At 60.9% G+C, this 16,563-nt stretch carries 20 protein-coding genes and 1 tRNA gene; 5 read left to right on the forward strand and 16 right to left on the reverse strand.

The genetic code is table 11. The annotated features are described in order from the left end of the window. Positions 1 to 2: 2 nt before the first annotated feature. The 6 genes from RPF88_RS10450 to RPF88_RS10475 all read right to left on the reverse strand — a co-directional run bounded on the left by RPF88_RS10450 (position 3) and on the right by RPF88_RS10475 (position 3,758). On the reverse strand, positions 3 to 509 hold the full coding sequence (locus RPF88_RS10450) for a hypothetical protein (protein ID WP_337122357.1): 507 nt from the start codon (positions 507 to 509) through the stop codon (positions 3 to 5). A gap of 336 nt (positions 510 to 845) precedes the next feature. Further along, positions 846 to 1,010: a hypothetical protein gene (locus tag RPF88_RS10455; protein ID WP_337122359.1), complete on the reverse strand. Its 165-nt coding sequence runs from the start codon at positions 1,008 to 1,010 to the stop codon at positions 846 to 848. Further along, positions 1,007 to 1,183 (reverse strand): hypothetical protein, encoded by a 177-nt coding sequence (locus RPF88_RS10460; RefSeq protein ID WP_337122361.1) that lies wholly within the window; start codon positions 1,181 to 1,183, stop codon positions 1,007 to 1,009. Before RPF88_RS10460 ends, RPF88_RS10455 begins: the two co-directional genes overlap by 4 nt. Beyond that, the gene (locus RPF88_RS10465) at positions 1,184 to 1,387 is read right to left on the reverse strand and encodes a helix-turn-helix transcriptional regulator (protein WP_337122363.1); all 204 of its coding nucleotides are present in this window, start codon (positions 1,385 to 1,387) and stop codon (positions 1,184 to 1,186) included. 79 nt (positions 1,388 to 1,466) lie between these two features. Continuing rightward, positions 1,467 to 2,159, reverse strand: coding sequence for a hypothetical protein (locus tag RPF88_RS10470; protein ID WP_337122365.1), 693 nt, complete (start codon positions 2,157 to 2,159; stop codon positions 1,467 to 1,469). 3 nt (positions 2,160 to 2,162) lie between these two features. Beyond that, positions 2,163 to 3,758 carry a tyrosine-type recombinase/integrase gene (locus RPF88_RS10475; RefSeq protein WP_337122367.1) on the reverse strand — a complete coding sequence of 532 codons (1,596 nt, stop codon included), beginning with the start codon at positions 3,756 to 3,758 and terminating at the stop codon, positions 2,163 to 2,165. 692 nt (positions 3,759 to 4,450) lie between these two features. Between RPF88_RS10475 and RPF88_RS10480 the strand changes: the two genes are divergently transcribed. Next, entirely contained in the window at positions 4,451 to 4,612 is a 162-nt protein-coding gene (locus RPF88_RS10480) for a hypothetical protein (protein ID WP_013531996.1), read from the forward strand. A 36-nt stretch (positions 4,613 to 4,648) separates the two neighbouring features. On the opposite strand, the gene RPF88_RS10485 is transcribed toward RPF88_RS10480, so the two are convergent. From RPF88_RS10485 to RPF88_RS10505, 5 genes are all read right to left on the reverse strand, one after another. Continuing rightward, on the reverse strand, positions 4,649 to 5,056 hold the full coding sequence (locus tag RPF88_RS10485; protein WP_013531997.1) for a TadE/TadG family type IV pilus assembly protein: 408 nt from the start codon (positions 5,054 to 5,056) through the stop codon (positions 4,649 to 4,651). Further along, positions 5,046 to 5,471: a TadE/TadG family type IV pilus assembly protein gene (locus RPF88_RS10490; RefSeq protein WP_064995340.1), complete on the reverse strand. Its 426-nt coding sequence runs from the start codon at positions 5,469 to 5,471 to the stop codon at positions 5,046 to 5,048. The genes RPF88_RS10485 and RPF88_RS10490 overlap by 11 nt, the downstream gene beginning before the upstream one ends. Before the next feature lie 19 nt (positions 5,472 to 5,490). Then, positions 5,491 to 6,717, reverse strand: a complete 1,227-nt coding sequence (locus tag RPF88_RS10495) for a pilus assembly protein TadG-related protein (protein ID WP_063167868.1) — start codon at positions 6,715 to 6,717, stop codon at positions 5,491 to 5,493. A gap of 322 nt (positions 6,718 to 7,039) precedes the next feature. Beyond that, a complete protein-coding gene (locus tag RPF88_RS10500; protein ID WP_337122372.1) occupies positions 7,040 to 7,303 on the reverse strand; it encodes a DUF6074 family protein in 264 nt (87 codons plus the stop codon). Between the two features lie 191 nt (positions 7,304 to 7,494). Further along, entirely contained in the window at positions 7,495 to 7,791 is a 297-nt protein-coding gene (locus tag RPF88_RS10505) for a DUF982 domain-containing protein (protein WP_013532001.1), read from the reverse strand. 243 nt (positions 7,792 to 8,034) lie between these two features. On the opposite strand from RPF88_RS10505, the gene map reads away from it, so the two are divergent. Beyond that, positions 8,035 to 8,862: a type I methionyl aminopeptidase gene (gene map / locus RPF88_RS10510; RefSeq protein WP_013532002.1), complete on the forward strand. Its 828-nt coding sequence runs from the start codon at positions 8,035 to 8,037 to the stop codon at positions 8,860 to 8,862. A 27-nt stretch (positions 8,863 to 8,889) separates the two neighbouring features. On the opposite strand, the gene RPF88_RS10515 is transcribed toward map, so the two are convergent. The 3 genes from RPF88_RS10515 to RPF88_RS10525 are packed head-to-tail and all read right to left on the reverse strand — an operon-like array spanning position 8,890 to position 11,873. Further along, on the reverse strand, positions 8,890 to 10,215 hold the full coding sequence (locus tag RPF88_RS10515; protein ID WP_127368364.1) for a HAMP domain-containing sensor histidine kinase: 1,326 nt from the start codon (positions 10,213 to 10,215) through the stop codon (positions 8,890 to 8,892). Further along, positions 10,212 to 10,973 (reverse strand): response regulator, encoded by a 762-nt coding sequence (locus RPF88_RS10520; protein WP_063167867.1) that lies wholly within the window; start codon positions 10,971 to 10,973, stop codon positions 10,212 to 10,214. The genes RPF88_RS10515 and RPF88_RS10520 overlap by 4 nt, the downstream gene beginning before the upstream one ends. Before the next feature lie 42 nt (positions 10,974 to 11,015). Beyond that, a complete protein-coding gene (locus RPF88_RS10525) occupies positions 11,016 to 11,873 on the reverse strand; it encodes a MipA/OmpV family protein (RefSeq protein WP_013532005.1) in 858 nt (285 codons plus the stop codon). 249 nt (positions 11,874 to 12,122) lie between these two features. On the opposite strand from RPF88_RS10525, the gene radC reads away from it, so the two are divergent. Together radC and RPF88_RS10535 are read left to right on the forward strand one after the other, a co-directional pair. After that, positions 12,123 to 12,884: a RadC family protein gene (radC, locus tag RPF88_RS10530; RefSeq protein ID WP_337122377.1), complete on the forward strand. Its 762-nt coding sequence runs from the start codon at positions 12,123 to 12,125 to the stop codon at positions 12,882 to 12,884. A 110-nt stretch (positions 12,885 to 12,994) separates the two neighbouring features. After that, entirely contained in the window at positions 12,995 to 13,771 is a 777-nt protein-coding gene (locus RPF88_RS10535) for a glutamine amidotransferase (RefSeq protein ID WP_013532007.1), read from the forward strand. Positions 13,772 to 13,890: 119 nt separating this feature from the next. Here the strand turns inward: RPF88_RS10535 and RPF88_RS10540 are convergent, their stop codons facing one another. Both RPF88_RS10540 and tig read right to left on the reverse strand, forming a co-directional pair. Then, complete coding sequence (locus RPF88_RS10540; protein ID WP_013532008.1) at positions 13,891 to 14,415, reverse strand: hypothetical protein; 525 nt, start codon at positions 14,413 to 14,415, stop codon at positions 13,891 to 13,893. 160 nt (positions 14,416 to 14,575) lie between these two features. Continuing rightward, complete coding sequence (gene tig, locus RPF88_RS10545; RefSeq protein ID WP_337122380.1) at positions 14,576 to 16,042, reverse strand: trigger factor; 1,467 nt, start codon at positions 16,040 to 16,042, stop codon at positions 14,576 to 14,578. 374 nt (positions 16,043 to 16,416) lie between these two features. On the opposite strand from tig, the gene RPF88_RS10550 reads away from it, so the two are divergent. Next, a tRNA-Leu gene (locus RPF88_RS10550) sits at positions 16,417 to 16,501 on the forward strand. Positions 16,502 to 16,563 lie beyond the last annotated feature (62 nt).

A 16,563-nucleotide genomic window follows, 5' to 3' on the forward strand; every position in this document is an offset into this window, starting at 1 on the left:
GGCTATCCCCTCATGATGCGGGTGTTCAGCAATCGGCTGCCCGAATTGGCTGGGGATGGTCTCTCGCTGGCCCGATCTGCCTCGCCAGCCTCATAGGCAGCTTGCCCGAGTTCGGTGGCCGCGAAATCGGCGTTCACCTTCTCGCGGAGCATCTCGCTTTCGATTTTGTCGATCTGGCCCTGGATTGCCTTGGCGTACTTCCAAGAGCCCTTGGAGTTGTGCTTGAACCATCGTTCGATGTAGATCTCGTCGGTTTCTGCATCGGTGATGATCAGCCCGGCTTGCCCTTCAAGGTCGCCCAAGGTCGTGAGATATTTTGCCAAGGGCCAGTTCGGCCCTAGGTCTGCACAGGCATAGCCAGGCTTGATCTGCGAGCAGCCGCAGCTTGTTTGATGCGGGCCTGTCAAAAGATAGACGAACAGCGCGCGGCCGCTGTCATCGAGGTCTAGGAAGCGCTTGGAACTATGAAGCACTGGCGCAACCATCGTGAAGTTGCGGGTGTTGCTCATCCGGTTGCCTCGCACCGCATGCGCTTATGCTCCCGGCGATGGTGGAGCCGGCAAAGCCAATCCACATCGAGCGGCCTGTCGTAGTCGCTATGGTGGGCCTCAGCCACAAGGTCGCCGCACTGAGAGCAAGGCATCTGAATGATGAGCCCGCGATTCAGCGCAGACCGCAGGCACTGGTGCGCCCAAACCTCTTTCGGATGAGCGTTTTTCCATTTGGTCTGTGCCGAAACCGGCCTAGCCAAATGAACCGATTTCTGGTTAAGTGCGTTTTGCGTATCTGCTTCTGAAAGTGCCCGGTTGTTGTCGCTGGCAGGCGATGGCGCCGGGCTTCGTTTTTCATGAGGCATTGTCGCCTCCTTTGATCTTCCGCAGCAGCGCAACGGCTTCGTCCTGGCTCAACTGGAACCGTTGGCGAAGCAGTTCTGTTGGCCAGCCCCCACTGGCGTAGGTCAGAAACCAGGCAGCCCGGTCGATTAGGTCGCGGGTGATGATCTCGGTCATGATGCGCGCGCCCAACGAAGCGCCTGGGCACGGCGGATTGCTTCAACAGCCTGCAACGGTTCTAAGCCAAAACGGCTGCGGATCTCCGGTATGATGGGGCTGGGTCGGTCCTTGGCATTTGCCAGCCATTCGGCGGCGGTCTGCACTTCGGCGTCGGGATTGAGGTCGGTCATCTATGCGGCCTCCGGCTTAGCCGTGCCGGCTTCGCAGGCTTTCCGCCAGTCGGCCGCCGCTTCCTTCGAGATCAAGACGCGCGAACCCACCTTCATGGTGCGCGGCGCATGCCCGTCATTCAGAAGGTTGTAGAACGTCGCGCGGCTGATCCTGTGAGCTGCGCAAAACTCTGGAATGTTGTAGGCTTCGAATATGTGGTCCACTTGAGTGCTCCTGTGTTGCTACAGGCCCAAGGTGGACGCGACATTGCACCGTCGCTAATTGTCGATGGTGGTAGTTAGTTCATTTTAATTCCGACAATTCTTGGCGGGCGCGTCGGCAGGTGTCCCGCGACGCCTTGAACTGCTCCGCCATGGCCTCTTCGGTCATGGTCTCCAGGATATGGCGATCGAAATTCAACATCTCCGTCTTGACGCTCATCAGCTTTTTGGGCTTAGGACCCCGCTTTCGTGGGGTCGGCAGTATTCTCGCCAAGTTGGCGACGAGTTGCGGCGACGAGTTTTCAGAATTGGCAAGGCGAAGTTTTTCGAGGATGGGATCGTCGGCTGGTACAGCGGCAACGAAGGCGCAGCGCAGCGCACGGAAATCGAGTCCGTCACCTTTGGCCGTCGCATTCTTCATATCCAAGGTCAGGAACGGCCAATAGCGGCCAGGGATGACCTCCTCGCCGGCCTCTATGTTTCGGCGTCCAACAGCAAACCATTTGCCGCGTGCAGCCCAATCCAACATGAGCCGAAGCGTTTCAGCATCCGCTGCCTCGATGAGGGCCCTCGTTGGCGCTACAGTCGCCTCATAGACGGGTAAGTCCTCGGGTTGCATCCCAGATGCCTCCCAAACGCGGGCCTCTTGCAGCAAGATGGCTTGCCATTTCTTTTGCAATGTCGTGACAGCCACGTACCTGCCATCCACCCCTGCCAAAGCCTCCCGCTCAATTGCCCGAAATATCTCTCGCGGCGATTTCCAGAAAGTCGCCATGGCTCACGCGTCCTTCTGCATGGAAAGGACGTTGCTTTTCGGGACGGTGCCGAACCGCGGCGCCCCTGCCCTCACCGCGTCAGCGACGTAGGACGGCGACAGATGCCCATAGTGCTTCTCGACCATCCGCGTGTCAGTGTGGCCTAGGTTCTTGGCAACGACCATGAGCGGCATGCCGTTCATTACGGACAGGCTGGCCCATGTGTGCCGCAGCCCGTGGAAGCCGATTGCCGGAGTGATCTTGGCGTTCTTGCATGCTTCATTCATCGGCCGGAACTGGTGAGACTTCTCCCACGTCCCACCGGCTGGCGCTGTCAGCAGCAACTGATCGCGCCGCTTGCCGGCTGCTAGTTGCCCGAACAGTTCGCTGCCCTCGTCGGTCAGCACCACATGCCGGGCTTTTCCGGATTTGCTTTCTCGAATGGTCAGGGTGCCGACATCGGCGTTGAAGTCCTCGACCCGGACCCGTGCGAGCTCGCTATAGCGGGCGCCAGTCTGCAGGGCTGCCTGGACAAGATCCCGGAAGCTGCCGCTGGAAGCATTCACCAGCCGTTGCGCATCGGCAATCGTCAGATAGCGGACGCGGGCGCTCTCGACATCTTCAAACGGCTCGACCCGGCGCCATTCCTTGTCCGAAGCCGCCTTGCCTTCTCGCCATGCATAGTTCAGCGCTGCCTTCAGGATTGTCAGGACGCGGTTCGCTGTCGCGCGGCGCTGCCGGATCGATTCCGCATCGGTCCCGAGTTCCTGAAACTTCTGCTCCGCATCCTTTTTGCTGCGGAGACGCGGTGCGGTTGCGGCAACCTTGCTGTGCCATTTCCGAATCTGGGCAGCTGTGAGTTTGGAAACATCCGTGCCGCCCAACTCGGGCAGGATCAGCGCCTCGGCCCGATACCGGGCATCCTTGGACGACTTCCGGTTGCCATCCATCCAGAGCAGGTAATCGGCTATGGCCTCTTTGACGGTGTAGGCGCCGGCAACCTCGCCGCTGTCCCCTGACAGGCGCTTGTGAAGCTCCCTTGCCTTGTCCTGGGCCTGCCAGAACGAAAGCACGCCCTTGCCGTCGGCGTCCGCTCTGTCGTCGGCGCTGGCGATCGTCTCGACGCGGTAGTCCTGATCGCCGACATACATGCGCACGACCCACCGGGCGGCTTCCTTGCCCTTCCGGTAGCCGACATGAAGGCCAGGCCCGATGCTCTTGTAGTAGGGCTTGCCGCGCGCCTTCAGTTTCGCCCGAGCTTCCTTGCTGTCGAGCGTCGCGTCACGAACTCTCTTTGCCATGCCCCTGCCCCTGCCGTGTCCAACACTTTGTCCAATATACCGGCGTGGACGACGTTGGACAAGCACAAACGCAACTGTACAGAAAACCTTATGCCGCAAGGGGTGCAGTAAATATGGCTGGACGGCGCTGGACGGCTTAGAAGCCCTTTCACGGCGGTAACAGGGGTTCGATTCCCCTTGGGCGTACCAGAAAAATTTGCGTTTGGCGCAAACCTCCCTCCCAATGTCGGCAATTTCGCTTGGCTCTCTGCTGCTCTCTTCAACTGACGCGCAGTCTTCCGCGATCACACCATAGGCCAACGCGGCCACACGGGTCATAATCCTGCTACAAAGTGGTCGATTCCTAAGGGATGTAGCCGCTCCAAGAGCCCGCCGCAGGTCGCCCCCGTGGCGGGCTTTTTATTGCACGGTCGAGTTGGGCTTTCACGGCATTGCGACAACGGGGCGAAGCCCCGAGTGGCAAGTCCGTATTTATTTGCCTGGTTTGCGTGCGGGAGCCTACATGAGAACGGGTCGCGCGCCGCTCAAGACGACCCTCTTCAGCGCTTCAACCGGCATCCGACAGTGCAAAGTCAAAAGCCTGTTATGATCCACGGATTGGAGTCGTATCCGAGACGCGGCTCTGCCTTTGCGCCGCTGTCTTCCAATTTGGCGGTTCCGGTGAAACCGCAGTCCAGATTTGCAACGGGCTTCTTGGTCGACGGTTTCGTGGAACACAAGGCGGCAGCGTCACTGACCGCCGCCTTCTTTTCCTTGGCAACAGCGACACCGGTCGCAGCGAAAACAACAGCCGCGCACAATACAGCCACTCTCATTGGAACCCCCACATTGCACCCGACAGATGGTCGAACATGACGTAACGTAATCTTAATATTAGCAATAACGAATATATTAGCTAGCCCCGTGCCATAAAAAGCAGGCCGAGTGCCAAGCTTGCGCCACGACCGCCAAACCGGTGCCATCTGGACACCAGCCGGCATGAGTCGCATTCTGCTCGTGGGGAGAAGGGCATGGATAAACTAAACATAGGAGCTGATCAGGCCAAACGCTGGCGCGACCGCGCCCTGCGCGGCCGACGGAGGCGTCTGTCGCACAACATCGTGTCGTGGGCGCTGATCCTGATAGCTATAGCCATTCTCGGTGGGCTGATCACGCTCAAGGCGTACAAGTAAGCAGAGCCCCAGCGCGCGAGGCTATCAGGCCACAGCCTAGCCGCTGCCAAGCAGCGGCACGGTAACGGTTGTCGCGTAGTTGATCGGGAAGGAACTGAAGTAGGGGAAGTCGATGACGAAGGCATAGGCGGCGGTCAGATGCGCCATGCGGAAGCCACCGCTCACCGGGTCGATGGCGATCGTGACGTTCACGTCCTTGAACCCCAAGGCCTGCAATTTCTGCGTGGCGATCGATTGAATGTCGGCTTGGGTCAGCGTGTTCTTAAGCTGCAGCGAGCGCGCTGACGTCTCCAGCGTATAGCGAACACTGGAGACCGAGTGCATCGACCAGCCAAAGGCGAATATTCCGAACAGCAGCATGACAAGGAAGGGGGCGATCAGCGCGAACTCCAGCCCGGCCCCGCCCGATCGATCCCGCCGCAACGCGCTTACCCTAGCGGACACGGATCATCTCCTGGTGACCTATGACGGTGGGAGCGGCAAAGGCGCCGAAGGCAATTGGCGGCACCCAGGTGCCCGATGCCTGTATCTGGACATAGATCGACGGCACCTTCGGCCCACTGCACATGGTGGAAGCGTCGACCACGGTCGTCCCGCACATACGGATGTGGCTTAGCGTGACCTGGCCGTCTTCCGGCCGATTTTCCCAGCTCGCAATGGCAAGGGCCTGGGTCGCCGCATCATCGGTCGATCCGCTCATGACCAGGTTCGCGGCCGTCTTCACACCGGCGCGCATCGACAGTGAACTCGTTATGTAGGACCAGCCGTCCAGAATACCAAGCAGCACCAGGCACAGAATGGGCAGCACCATCGCGAACTCGACTGCCGCAACGCCCGAATCATCGCCGAGGATCGGCATCGACCGGCGCCCCACGGAGCTACTCGGACAGTGCCACGGACCGCGCGGCTGGAATGTTGGGCACTCCGAGGCTCGAGCAATCCTGATTGATGGTTGAATTACCGGACCATTGAATCGTATTTGCGACGACCCTGGTGCAGCCGCCATTGCCCGAGAAGTTGCCAAGATAGCTCACTTGCTGCTTGGGGAAATAGATGGCCCCGGTCAAAAGCGAGTCCGCTGTGCCGTTGAATGTGCTGGATGCACTCATGCCGGTCCTGTCGCCGTAGAACAGAACGCCTGAGTAGGTGCCCGAAGTCGCCGCGCTGAGCTTCACGGACGCATTGCCATTCATGCTGACGGTCGAACTGCCCGACATGAAGATGGTCACCCCGGCGCCGGTGATGGCCGCGTTGGCGTTTATCTTGAGATTGCCCTGGACGACATAAACGCCGGGCGAAAGCGTGACGTTGCCCTTCAGGTTCATGCCGCTGCAATAGGTGCCTGGACCGAGCGTCGCCTTGTTGTCGTTCAGGCAGGGGGTCGCGGCCACCGGGGCCGGCAGGTCGACAAAGGGATCGCCGGCGGGCAGTGCCTGGGTGATCGGGGCCGCGCAGACGGTGGTGACGGGATTGCTGAGAGAGACACCGCCCGCCGATATCAGGCAATCGGCCTGCAGACCGGCCGCGCCCTGAAGCTTGATGGCGTCGGAGGCGATGGAATTGGACATGACCGAGCAGCCGGTGAGCTTAACGCTGGTGCTGCCGGAAAACAGCACCGCCTGCGACGCGGACGGATCGAGCGCGAGCATGCAAGCACTCGAGGCATCGGTAATAACGGCCACCGCCCTCGCCTGTTCGGGAACCTTTTCCTGTGTGAAGATCAGGGTGAACATCCGGTCGAGCTTCTGGCCGACGATCACCTCGACCGCTTTTTTCGCCGTATTCGGTCCGGACGCGGGCGGCGTATTGACGACGATCGTGCCCGAGCCCAGCCCGTTCGACGCCGCGGACTGGGTCGCAGCCGCGACGATCGTCGGCTTGTCGGAACCCGAAATCTGTTCGAGCGCTCCGGCATAGGCGGCTGCATCGGCCGTCGCCTGCAATCTCAGGCTGTTGTAGTACCAATAGGAGGTCTCGACGCCGAAGCCCGCAGCGCCGACAACGACCGGCAAGGTGAGGGCAAAAATGGTGGCGACATTTGCGCCCGTGCTCCGGCGCATGGCGTCCATTACAAGCCGAACACGGGTGAAGCTATTCAAGGCCATGGCTTAGATTAGAAAGCACGCATAAATGAACGAATGGCTAAAAAGTTCGGTGCATTTTTGAGCAGTGGTCCATTGGCTTCAAAAAAGAAGTGCTTCGCTGGCTGATCAACGCGCGAGCGCACTTCCTGGCAAGCGAGAAGGGCTAGGGCCAGCGGGAGGCGGCGAGAGAGAGCATCGATGTCCTAGAGCATCCGCCTGCGATAGGCAGCCATGGGTTCGCACCCGATCAGCGAACTTGCCGTCGAAGGCAGCAAACACCGATGTGTTGCTGCTCGCACTGTTGGAGAATGCAGTGGGAAGCCAAAGCTGTGCAGGATTTTCTTCAAGCGGAAAGAATCGGCATCGGCTCCGCAACCACCCCGGCCGACATCTCTCTTTGCACGGCCTGGAAAAACCTGCGCACTTCGTCGCCGGCTGCCGTTCTGTCCCTGCCCGATCCGACGACGAGATCGAGCAACTCCGACGCCTTGGCCCTCCAGAACGAGGTGGCGGGCTCGCCATGCAGATTGCCGAGCTTGGCGGCAACCTCTCTGACCAAGAATACCTGACGGTCGATCGGGAATGCACGGATTTTTTCTGGGGACATCTTCCGAACCATGAGACTGACGCAACGAATCAACCATTGCCAACAAGCAATGGCGTAGCCGGGAAGGTGGAAACGGAAGCTTAACGGCGCTGACGTGGGTGCGGGGACGCAACGATACGCTCGCGACATCGCCTGTGCGTCAAACGCGCTTCATTGGTTGCAGTGGGGGGCAGGCGAAACGGCGGCGGCCCTCAGGCCTGGAGCGCCCTCGCCTCACCGCCGCGCTTGCGCGGCGTCATCATGTCCCTGGCCATCAGTCCGCTGGCCCGGCAAAACGCCATGAACGCCCGGCAAGCATCCTCGGTCTTGACCACGTCTACCGTGGCCCCAAAGCAGGCGTTGAAGGCTTTCTGGTAGATCGGGCCCTGACGGCGCGCAGGCCAGTCCTGGAGAAAATCGAGCGCCTGTTCGACCCCGTAGATCTCCTCGACCGGCAGGCCGGGCGCGGGCGCTATGCGCACCGGCACCTCGAATTGCAGTCTGTCCATTTCCTGTCTCCCGAACTGGCGCCACCGCAGCAACGCCGTTCGTCGTCAAAAGTTGCTTTGACCGGCTTTTGGCCCAGAAATGTGTCGTCACTTGGGTCGCTGAACCGCCCATGCAAGGCGAATATCTCGAACTGTGCGGGTGCATCGGGCAGTTCTTCCTTGAACCTTTTGCCCTCAAGTGCCAAATCTGGGGAGATCTTCACGTCGGCTCTCCTGCAGGGCCCTACCCGCTACACGGACAAAATGGTCACCTATCTCGACGCTGCCACGGCCCCGCTCAGAAATACCGGCCAGATCCGCCTCTATGGCGAGGACGGCTTTGCCGGCATGCGCAAGGCATGCGATCTCACCGCGCGCTGCCTCGATGAGCTGGTGCCGATGGTCCAGCCCGGCGTCACCACCGAAGCAATAGACCGCTTCGTCTTCGAATTCGGCATGGACCACGGCGCGCTGCCGGCGACGCTCAACTATCGCGGCTACACGAAATCATCCTGCACCTCGATCAACCATGTCGTCTGCCATGGCATTCCCGACAACAAGCCGCTCAAGGATGGCGACATCGTCAACATCGACGTCACCTACATCCTCGACGGCTGGCACGGCGATTCTTCGCGCATGTATCCGGTCGGCACGATCAAGCGCGCCGCCGAGCGGCTGCTCGAAGTCACGCATGAATGCCTGATGCGCGGCATTGCGGCGGTCAGGCCGGGCGCCCGCACCGGCGCCATCGGCGCCGCCATCCAGACCTTTGCCGAAGGCGAGCGCTGCTCGGTGGTGCGCGACTTCTGCGGCCACGGCGTCGGCCAGTTGTTCCATGACGCGCCGAACATCCTGCATTACGGCAGCGCCAATGAAGGCGTCGAGATGCGGCCAGGCATGATCTTCACCATCGAGCCGATGATCAATCTGGGCCGGCCGCACGTGAAGGTTCTGTCGGACGGCTGGACCGCGGTGACGCGCGACCGCTCGCTGTCGGCGCAGTACGAGCACACGATCGGCGTGACCGACACAGGGTGCGAGATTTTCACGCTGTCGCCCAAAAAGCTCGATCGCCCCGGCCTGCCGGCTTAGAGCGCACCTTACCCGGCGGGAGGCCGTCTATGCCGACTGCACATCCGCGGCATTCGGCAGGTCGATGGTAACGACCAGTCCGCTGGGCTGGTTGTCCTCCAATTCGATCCTACCGCCGTGCCCCTGGACGATGTCGGCAACGATCGAGAGGCCCAGACCGAAGCCATGCTTCGACGCAATGCCGCGCGACGCATCTTCCTTGAAGAATGGTTCGAAAACACGGGCACGTGCCGTCATCGGAATACCCGGCCCGTCGTCCCCTACCGTGATGCGCGCCGCCGTGCCGGTCGCTGTCAAGGCGACAGTGACATTGCCAGCGAATTTGACCCCGTTGTCGCAAAGATTGGCGATCGCACGCGCCAATGCATTGGGCTTGCACCAGCCCAGAAGCCGGTCCGGCCCGGAATATGAGACAGGAAATCCGACATCAGAGAATTCGGCGCAGACGGTTTGCAGAACGCTGGCAATATCGGCGCGCTGCAGCTTCTCCGTCGAAACATCGTTGCGCAGGTAGGTAAGGGTCTCATCGATCAAGATTTCGATGTGCTGGACATCGGACAGGATTGCGGTTCGGATTGGGCCATCATCCATGCGCTCGGCGCGAAGCCGCAGCCGCGTCAAAGGCGTGCGCAGATCATGACTGACGCTGCGCAACATGCGCGTGCGGTTTTCGATCATCGTGCGGATACGCGTCCTCATCCTGTTCAGGGCGCGCGCCAACCCCACCATTTCAATGGAGCCGTGTTCGACGAAGAGCTGGTCGCCATTCTCGATCTCGGCCGAACCGACTGCCGCCGAGATGCGCTTCAACGGATCAGTCACGGCCCAAACCGCAAACAGCCAGATCAGCACGGGCAAGGCAACGAAAGCCATGAACCTATAGAACGAGGCACGGACGAGGCCCGATGTCAGCCAGGAATCGGGCATGCCGAAATGGGCCAGGACGTCCTGCTGGTCGAGGTCGATGACAAACGCGTATCGGCCGCCGACCCTTATCCAGCGTCCCTCAACCGTCCCCCTGTCGATACGCAAAAGCCATTCGACACTTCGCCATTGCAGATAGGATTGGGCAATGCCGGTTATCCGGTCCTTGGGCAATATCTCGAAATCAAAGCCGGCCCGCTTTGCTGTCGCCAGAATTGCGCCACGCGCCTGCGCCGGCGTTTCTTGCAACAAGGCAGCAACAACGGCCGCACGCCTGGCGTTATCTTCCGCGGCGGGAAGATCGGCGTTCTCTATGAAACTCTCGACGACCGAACCGACGAACATGATCACGATCACCGCGATGAAAATGATTGCCACAAACTGCCCACGCACGGACTGTGGCAAGAAACGGCGGATGAAATCCCTCATGCTTCCTCCACCGTCGCGGTGAAGATGTAGCCACCCAACCGAACGGTCCTCAAAAGCACCGGATCGCGCGCATCCTTTTCGATCTTCCTGCGGATTCGACTGATATGGACATCGACGCTACGCTCGATCGGCCCCGCGAGCCCGGCATGGGTTACGCCCAGAAGTTCCTCGCGCGAGAGAACCCGGCCTGCGTTGCGGCAAAACGCAAGCAACAGGTCGAATTCATGCGTCGTGGTCGTCACCCGCGCATTGTTGGGGTCATGCAATTGCCGGCGTATGGGATCAAGGCGCCAGCCGTTGAAACGAAGCACCTTCGACCAGTCCCGCTCGTCGGGATCATAGGCTGTACGGCGCAGCAGCGCCCGTATCCTGGCCGTCAGTTCACGCGCGCTGAACGGTTTCGTCACATAGTCGTCCGCGCCGATTTCCAGCCCGAAGATGCGGTCGATTTCCTCGCCGAGCGCGGTCAGCATCAGGATCGGAATGTTGGTTGCGGCACGAAGGCGGCGGCAGATGTTGAGACCGTTTTCGCCCGGCAACATGACATCGAGCACGATGAGATCGAATTTCTGGGTGCGAAGCGCGGCATTCATCTGGACGCCGCTCTCGGCAATTTCCACGGTCATGCCGTTGTCGGTGAGCGTGTCGCCCAGCATGCGCGCGATCTCCAGATCGTCTTCGACAATGAGGATGCGCGAACCTTGCCTTGCCGACCTGGATTCGGCGCTCAAATCGCTTTGGTGCCGTTGCTGTGCCATTCCGGAGCTTGTCCAGCTTGCATTTGGTGCCCTGGGTAGGCGTCAGAACCGATATCCGACGAGAAGCATCCCTGAAGGCTGGATCTTTTCGACGACGACGGGGCTGTCGGCAGCGTCACCCAAGAGAACGCCGACCCCCGCTTCGCCGCGCACCATCCAGTTCTCGTCGAGCATATATGTGGCGGAAATCGAAAAATCGGCGCGCTTCAAACCGGCGCCGGCATCATAGCGCGCCAGCCCCGAGCGAGCCGATTGCTCGGGCGTGACGCCAAAATAGGCCTGCATGTAGTTTTCGTCGGCGAACACGGCGGACGCGCTGGCGCCGATCATCAACGATTGAGACAGAGGCCGGGTCACCTCGATCCCCACCCTGCCCTCCAGGCCATCGCTGCCGCCGATGGTCTTGTCCAGCTGCGCGAATATTTCGGCCGGACCGAACTTCGCCGCTGCCTTCACGCCGACCGTCGCGCCCATGTCGACATCCCCCAAGCCGCGCAGATGGTCGGAGTCGTCTTCCTTGCGGCCCATCTCATAGCCAAGCCGCGCGCTGAAGGCGAACGGTCCTTGTTCATAAACGGCAATGTTGGCACCAGTCGGATCGATCGTCACCGTGTCGAGGAATGTCGCCGTGACGAAAGGCACCGGCATGATCTTGAATTCATTGCTGCCCTCGTATTTGGGGACGATGATGGCGCCGCCGCCGAGCACGACGTGCCAGTCGGACAGTTTCTGTTCGAAGCGCCCGAAACGGGAAGGCTCGGGCGGCAGGGTAAAATCATCGGAATTCACCGCAATGGCATCTGCCGCCAGCGCGCCGTCCGAATGGGCTGAAAGCAGGATTGCCATGACCGCAAGAGATGCCCGGCCGGCAAATAGTCCAGAGTCAATTTTGGCGAACATGCGTGCTCCAGTATAGCGAGGCAAAGAGCCTCCGGTGGCGTCACCATGTCAGGTGAAAGTGGCCGCATGCGTTAAGTGATGTTAAGTTTTGTTGCGCAATCGTGGTTTCATCTTGCCGTATAGGGAGGCCCTAGGCTGACAGTGGGCTGCCACGATCTGCCGTGGATCGTCTCGCGATCGGAGAACGGAACTGTTTCAATCCAGGCCAGAACAGCTCTAATGTCTGTGCCGGAGCAATGTGGGCGGGGTATGGGGAACACAAGCGACGATGACGAGCGGAGTTTCTTCTCCGAAGCGCCGATGCGGCCTGCTGCGAAAGCCAAGGCGACGCTCGACGAAAAGCCGCATTACCTCGGCCATCGCGACCGCTTGCGCGAGCGCTTTGCCCTGGCGGGTCCGGATGCCCTGCCCGATTACGAACTTCTGGAACTTCTGCTCTTTCGCCTGATCCCTCGTGCCGACACCAAACCGGCGGCCAAGGCGCTGCTGGCACGCTTCGGCACGCTGGCCGAAGTGCTTGGCGCCCCGGTGGGCCTGCTGCAGGAGGTCAAGGGCATCGGCCCTGCGGTGGCACTCGACCTGAAAATCGTCGCCGCAACGGCGCAGCGCATGGCACGCAGCGAGGTCCACGGCCGCGAGATTCTCTCGTCCTGGCAGCAGCTCCTCGACTATTGCCGCTCAGCAATGGCCTTCGAGGCGCGCGAGCAGTTCCGCATCCTGTTCCTCGACAAGAAGAACACGCTGATCGCCGACGAGGTGCAGCAGACGGGTACTGTCGACCACACGCCTGTCTACCCGCGAGAAGTGATCAAGCGGGCGCTCGAACTCTCGGCGACTGCCATTATCCTGGTCCACAATCACCCGTCAGGCGACCCGACGCCATCGCGCGCCGACATCGAGATGACGAAGGAGATCATCGACGCGGGCAAGCGGCTGGGCATCGCGGTGCACGACCACATCATCATCGGGCGGAAGGGATATGCCAGCATGAAGGGCCTGCTGCTGATCTGAGATGGCAGGGCCGGCGCCAACGCCGGCCGACCCCGACCACGCGATCCCAGAGATCGGGGCGGGCGAAGCCGGCTAGAACAAGCGACTGGCGGAATCAGGAGAGTATGATCATGGCGAAGACAAAAGTCCTTCTTGTCGGCGAAAGCTGGGTGAGTTCGGCGACCCACTACAAGGGGTTCGACCAGTTCGGCAGCGTCACCTTCCATCTCGGGGCAACGCCCCTGGTCGACGCCTTGAAGGACAGCGAATTCGATCTCGACTACATGCCCGCTCATGAGGCCGTCGAGAAGCTGCCTTTCACCATGGAAGGGCTGTCGCAATACAGGACGATCATCCTGTCCGACATCGGCGCAAACTCGCTGCTGCTTCATCCCGATGTCTGGCTGCACGGCAAGACAGTGCCGAACCGGCTCAAGCTCCTGCGCGACTGGACGCTGGCCGGCGGCGGCCTGATCATGATCGGCGGTTACTTCAGCTTCCAAGGCATTGACGGCAAGGCGCGCTGGCATCGCACGGCGGTCGAGGAGGCGCTGCCGGTGACCTGCCTTCCCAATGATGACCGGCTCGAAATTCCGGAGGGCTTTCGTCCCGAGATCACCGGTTCCAGAGACCATCCGCTTTTTGCCGGCATTGAGGGCGAATGGCCGCTGCTGCTCGGTGCCAACGAGGTCGTCGCCCGCGATCGCGACGATGTCGAGGTTCTGGCGCGGCTGCCGCAGGACCAGGGCGGCCATCCCCTGCTGGTCACCGGGCGTCACGGCGAAGGGCGCACGCTGGTCTGGACGTCGGACATCGGACCGCACTGGCTGCCGAACAGTTTTGTCGAATGGCCCGGCTATGCGCGGCTTTGGACCAACGTGCTCCGCTGGGTCAGCAACGCCGTTTGATGATGTCGCCCCAAAGTGCGTTTTTGAGGCAACGACATGTATGAGAACAAAGGTTTGAAGCCGATCAGCATCACCGGGAACGGCGAGCTCGGCCGTTGCCGCCTTCGCCTCACGGTCGTTCACGGCGGATCGGTGTTGCAGTTTCCGGCAACCTGGCTGACCGCTTCGCCGAACCCGGCGAGGTCGAAATCGGCCTCGCCGCGCCCCGCCAGCAGCCCGAACCGCCACGAAAGCTGGAGCCGGTTCGCGGCGACAAGGCGCCTGATGCCATCGGCGCCATCGCGCACCAGCATCCGGCCGCGCGGCCCGACCGACCAGCTTTCGTCGAACTTGCTCTCCTGATCGACCGTAATCGACATGGTGATCTTGCGGCTGGCCGAAACAGCGTCGTTCAGTTGCAGCCATTCAGTCCAATGCGGCTCGCCGTTTGCCCGGCAGGCAATCGTCAGGATCGGGCTGTAGCTCAAGGCACCGCCGCCGGTGATCAGCTTGTTGGTGGCGTAGAGCGAGGCCGTCACGAGGCCGTCTTCACTCGTGCCGAAGCGCCAGTTGTCAGGCACCGTGCCGGCCTGGGCAATGCCGCAGACCGAGATAAGGATCAGCGCGATTGCCGAAGCGTGTCCCAATTCGACGAACAGTCTCAACACGCCCTCCAACAACCAAGCGGCTTGCAATAGAAGCGCAGATAATGATCAAAGCTTGGTCGCCACAGGCCGTCGCTCGCGAAGCATGGCGGCTGTTGCAGTTTGGCAACGAAAAAGGCCGCCTCAAGGGCGGCCTTCCTGTTTCAGCAGAGCGCTGGTGTTATTCGGCGGCCTTCTTCTTCGGCGCGGCCTTCTTCTTGGGCTCTTCCGCGTCGTCGGCCGTCTTGGCGTCGGCCTTCTTGGCGGCGGCTTTCTTCGCCGGCTTCGCCTTGACGGCGGTCTCGTCCTCTTCGTCATCGGCCATCAGCTCTTCCTTGCTGACCTTGACGTCGCTGACCGAAATCTGACCGAGCAGATGGTCGACCACCTTTTCCTCGAACATCGGCGCCCGCAGCGTGTTCAACGCTTCCGGGTTGTTGCGGTAGAACTCGAAGACTTCCTGCTGCTGGTTTCCTGGATAGCGCCGCACCTGCTCGAACAGGCCGCGCTGCAGCTCTTCGTCCGATACGGTCACGCCGGCCTTCTCGCCGATTTCAGCCAGCACCAGGCCGAGGCGCACGCGGCGCTCGGCAAGCCGCAGATACTCGGCGCGCGCCTCTTCTTCCGTCGTCTCTTCGTCGGCGAAGGTGCGTCCGGCTGCTTCCAGATCACGATTGACCTGCGCCCAGATGTTGTTGAACTCGGCGTCGACGAGCTTCGACGGCGCCTCGAACGAATAAGCCGCATCGAGCTGGTCGAGCAGCTGGCGCTTGACCTTCTGGCGCGTCATGGCGCCGAACTGGTTCTCGATCTGGCCGCGCACGACGTCGCGCAGGCGCTCCAGCGACTCCAGGCCGAGGTTCTTGGCGGTCTCGTCGTTGATTTCCAGCGCGCCGGGCTGGGACACTTCCTTGACGGTGACATCGAAGGTCGCTTCCTTGCCGGCCAGATGCGCCGCCTGGTAGTTTTCCGGGAAAGTCACGGTGACCTGCTTTTCGTCGCCGGCCTTGGCGCCGACAAGCTGATCCTCGAAGCCGGGGATGAATTCCTTCGAGCCTAGCACCAGCGGCTGATCGGTGCCGGCGCCGCCATTGAAGGCCTCGCCGTCGATCTTGCCGACATAGTCGATGGTGACACGGTCGCCATTGGCGGCCTTGCCGGTCTTCGGCTCGTAGCTGCGCGCCGATTCGGCAACGCGCTGGACCTGCTCGTCGATCTCGGCATCAGGCACGTCGAACACCTGGCGCGTCACCTTGATGTCGGAAAAGTCCTTGATCTCGATCGCCGGGATGATCTCGTAGTTGAGGCGGAATTCGAAGTCGGCGCCGCCGGCCAGGATCTTCTCGGCTTCCTTCTCGTCCTCGGTCATGATGACTTCGGGCTGCATGGCAGCCTTTTCACCACGCCCGGTAATGATCGAACGGGTCGAATCGTTGAGGATTTCGTTGACCACTTCGGCCATGAACGACTTGCCGTAGACCTTGCGCAGGTGCTGCACCGGCACCTTGCCAGGACGGAAGCCGTTGATGCGGACCTTGTTGCGGGCATCCGAAAGCCGCGCCATCAGCTTGGCTTCCATGTCACCGGCCGGCACGGTGATCTTGATCTCTCGCTTGAGACCGGAGTTGAGCGTTTCGGTGACCTGCATCGTAAAACCTTTGTTTTCACCAATGAGACTGCCACGGCCTCTGCCGTTCACAGCCTGCCGGTATATTCTTGCCGGGAATGGCTTTTGGTACGGAACCTGGCGATTTGACCGAAAACCCGGCTCAAACTCTCCCAAACTGCGTTCCAAAATGTGAATAAGTTCTTGTTTTTCCTACTTCTTATCACATTCTGCAGAAGCGGATCGTCGCGTCCCGTCACATTTGACACGCCTTTTGTCACAGGCGAGGCCAATTTTCAACAGTCTTCGCATCCCAGCCAATAACCAGCATTCGGGCCTGCCCCACATCTTGTCGCTGGGCCACATCTTGTCTCTGACATTGACAGAATGATGGCCACATGGGATTGCCGGTCCATGCGGATGTGGCGGAACTGGTAGACGCCCTGGATTTAGGTTCCAGTGCCGAAAGGCGTGGGGGTTCGAGTCCCTTCATCCGCACCACCCTTCGCCCTTCGAGCTTCGGGTGGCGGGCCACCCGAAAGCCCTGGCAAGGAGGACCGGCG

Source organism: Mesorhizobium sp. ISC11, assembly GCF_037162595.1.
In the GTDB taxonomy this organism is placed as follows: Bacteria; Pseudomonadota; Alphaproteobacteria; order Rhizobiales; family Rhizobiaceae; genus Mesorhizobium; species Mesorhizobium ciceri.

Bases quoted from the DNA above. Each gene is read 5' to 3' on its own strand.
- RPF88_RS10450 (WP_337122357.1), bottom strand. From the start codon at position 509: ATGAGCAACACCCGCAACTTCACGATGGTTGCGCCAGTGCTTCATAGT.
- RPF88_RS10455 (WP_337122359.1), bottom strand. From the start codon at position 1,010: ATGACCGAGATCATCACCCGCGACCTAATCGACCGGGCTGCCTGGTTT.
- RPF88_RS10460 (WP_337122361.1), bottom strand. From the start codon at position 1,183: ATGACCGACCTCAATCCCGACGCCGAAGTGCAGACCGCCGCCGAATGG.
- RPF88_RS10470 (WP_337122365.1), bottom strand. From the start codon at position 2,159: ATGGCGACTTTCTGGAAATCGCCGCGAGAGATATTTCGGGCAATTGAG.
- RPF88_RS10475 (WP_337122367.1), bottom strand. From the start codon at position 3,758: ATGACCCGTGTGGCCGCGTTGGCCTATGGTGTGATCGCGGAAGACTGC.
- RPF88_RS10480 (WP_013531996.1), top strand. From the start codon at position 4,451: ATGGATAAACTAAACATAGGAGCTGATCAGGCCAAACGCTGGCGCGAC.
- RPF88_RS10490 (WP_064995340.1), bottom strand. From the start codon at position 5,471: ATGCCGATCCTCGGCGATGATTCGGGCGTTGCGGCAGTCGAGTTCGCG.
- RPF88_RS10495 (WP_063167868.1), bottom strand. From the start codon at position 6,717: ATGGCCTTGAATAGCTTCACCCGTGTTCGGCTTGTAATGGACGCCATG.
- RPF88_RS10500 (WP_337122372.1), bottom strand. From the start codon at position 7,303: ATGTCCCCAGAAAAAATCCGTGCATTCCCGATCGACCGTCAGGTATTC.
- RPF88_RS10505 (WP_013532001.1), bottom strand. From the start codon at position 7,791: ATGGACAGACTGCAATTCGAGGTGCCGGTGCGCATAGCGCCCGCGCCC.
- map (WP_013532002.1), top strand. From the start codon at position 8,035: ATGGTCACCTATCTCGACGCTGCCACGGCCCCGCTCAGAAATACCGGC.
- RPF88_RS10515 (WP_127368364.1), bottom strand. From the start codon at position 10,215: ATGAGGGATTTCATCCGCCGTTTCTTGCCACAGTCCGTGCGTGGGCAG.
- RPF88_RS10520 (WP_063167867.1), bottom strand. From the start codon at position 10,973: ATGGCACAGCAACGGCACCAAAGCGATTTGAGCGCCGAATCCAGGTCG.
- RPF88_RS10525 (WP_013532005.1), bottom strand. From the start codon at position 11,873: ATGTTCGCCAAAATTGACTCTGGACTATTTGCCGGCCGGGCATCTCTT.
- radC (WP_337122377.1), top strand. From the start codon at position 12,123: ATGGGGAACACAAGCGACGATGACGAGCGGAGTTTCTTCTCCGAAGCG.
- RPF88_RS10535 (WP_013532007.1), top strand. From the start codon at position 12,995: ATGGCGAAGACAAAAGTCCTTCTTGTCGGCGAAAGCTGGGTGAGTTCG.
- tig (WP_337122380.1), bottom strand. From the start codon at position 16,042: ATGCAGGTCACCGAAACGCTCAACTCCGGTCTCAAGCGAGAGATCAAG.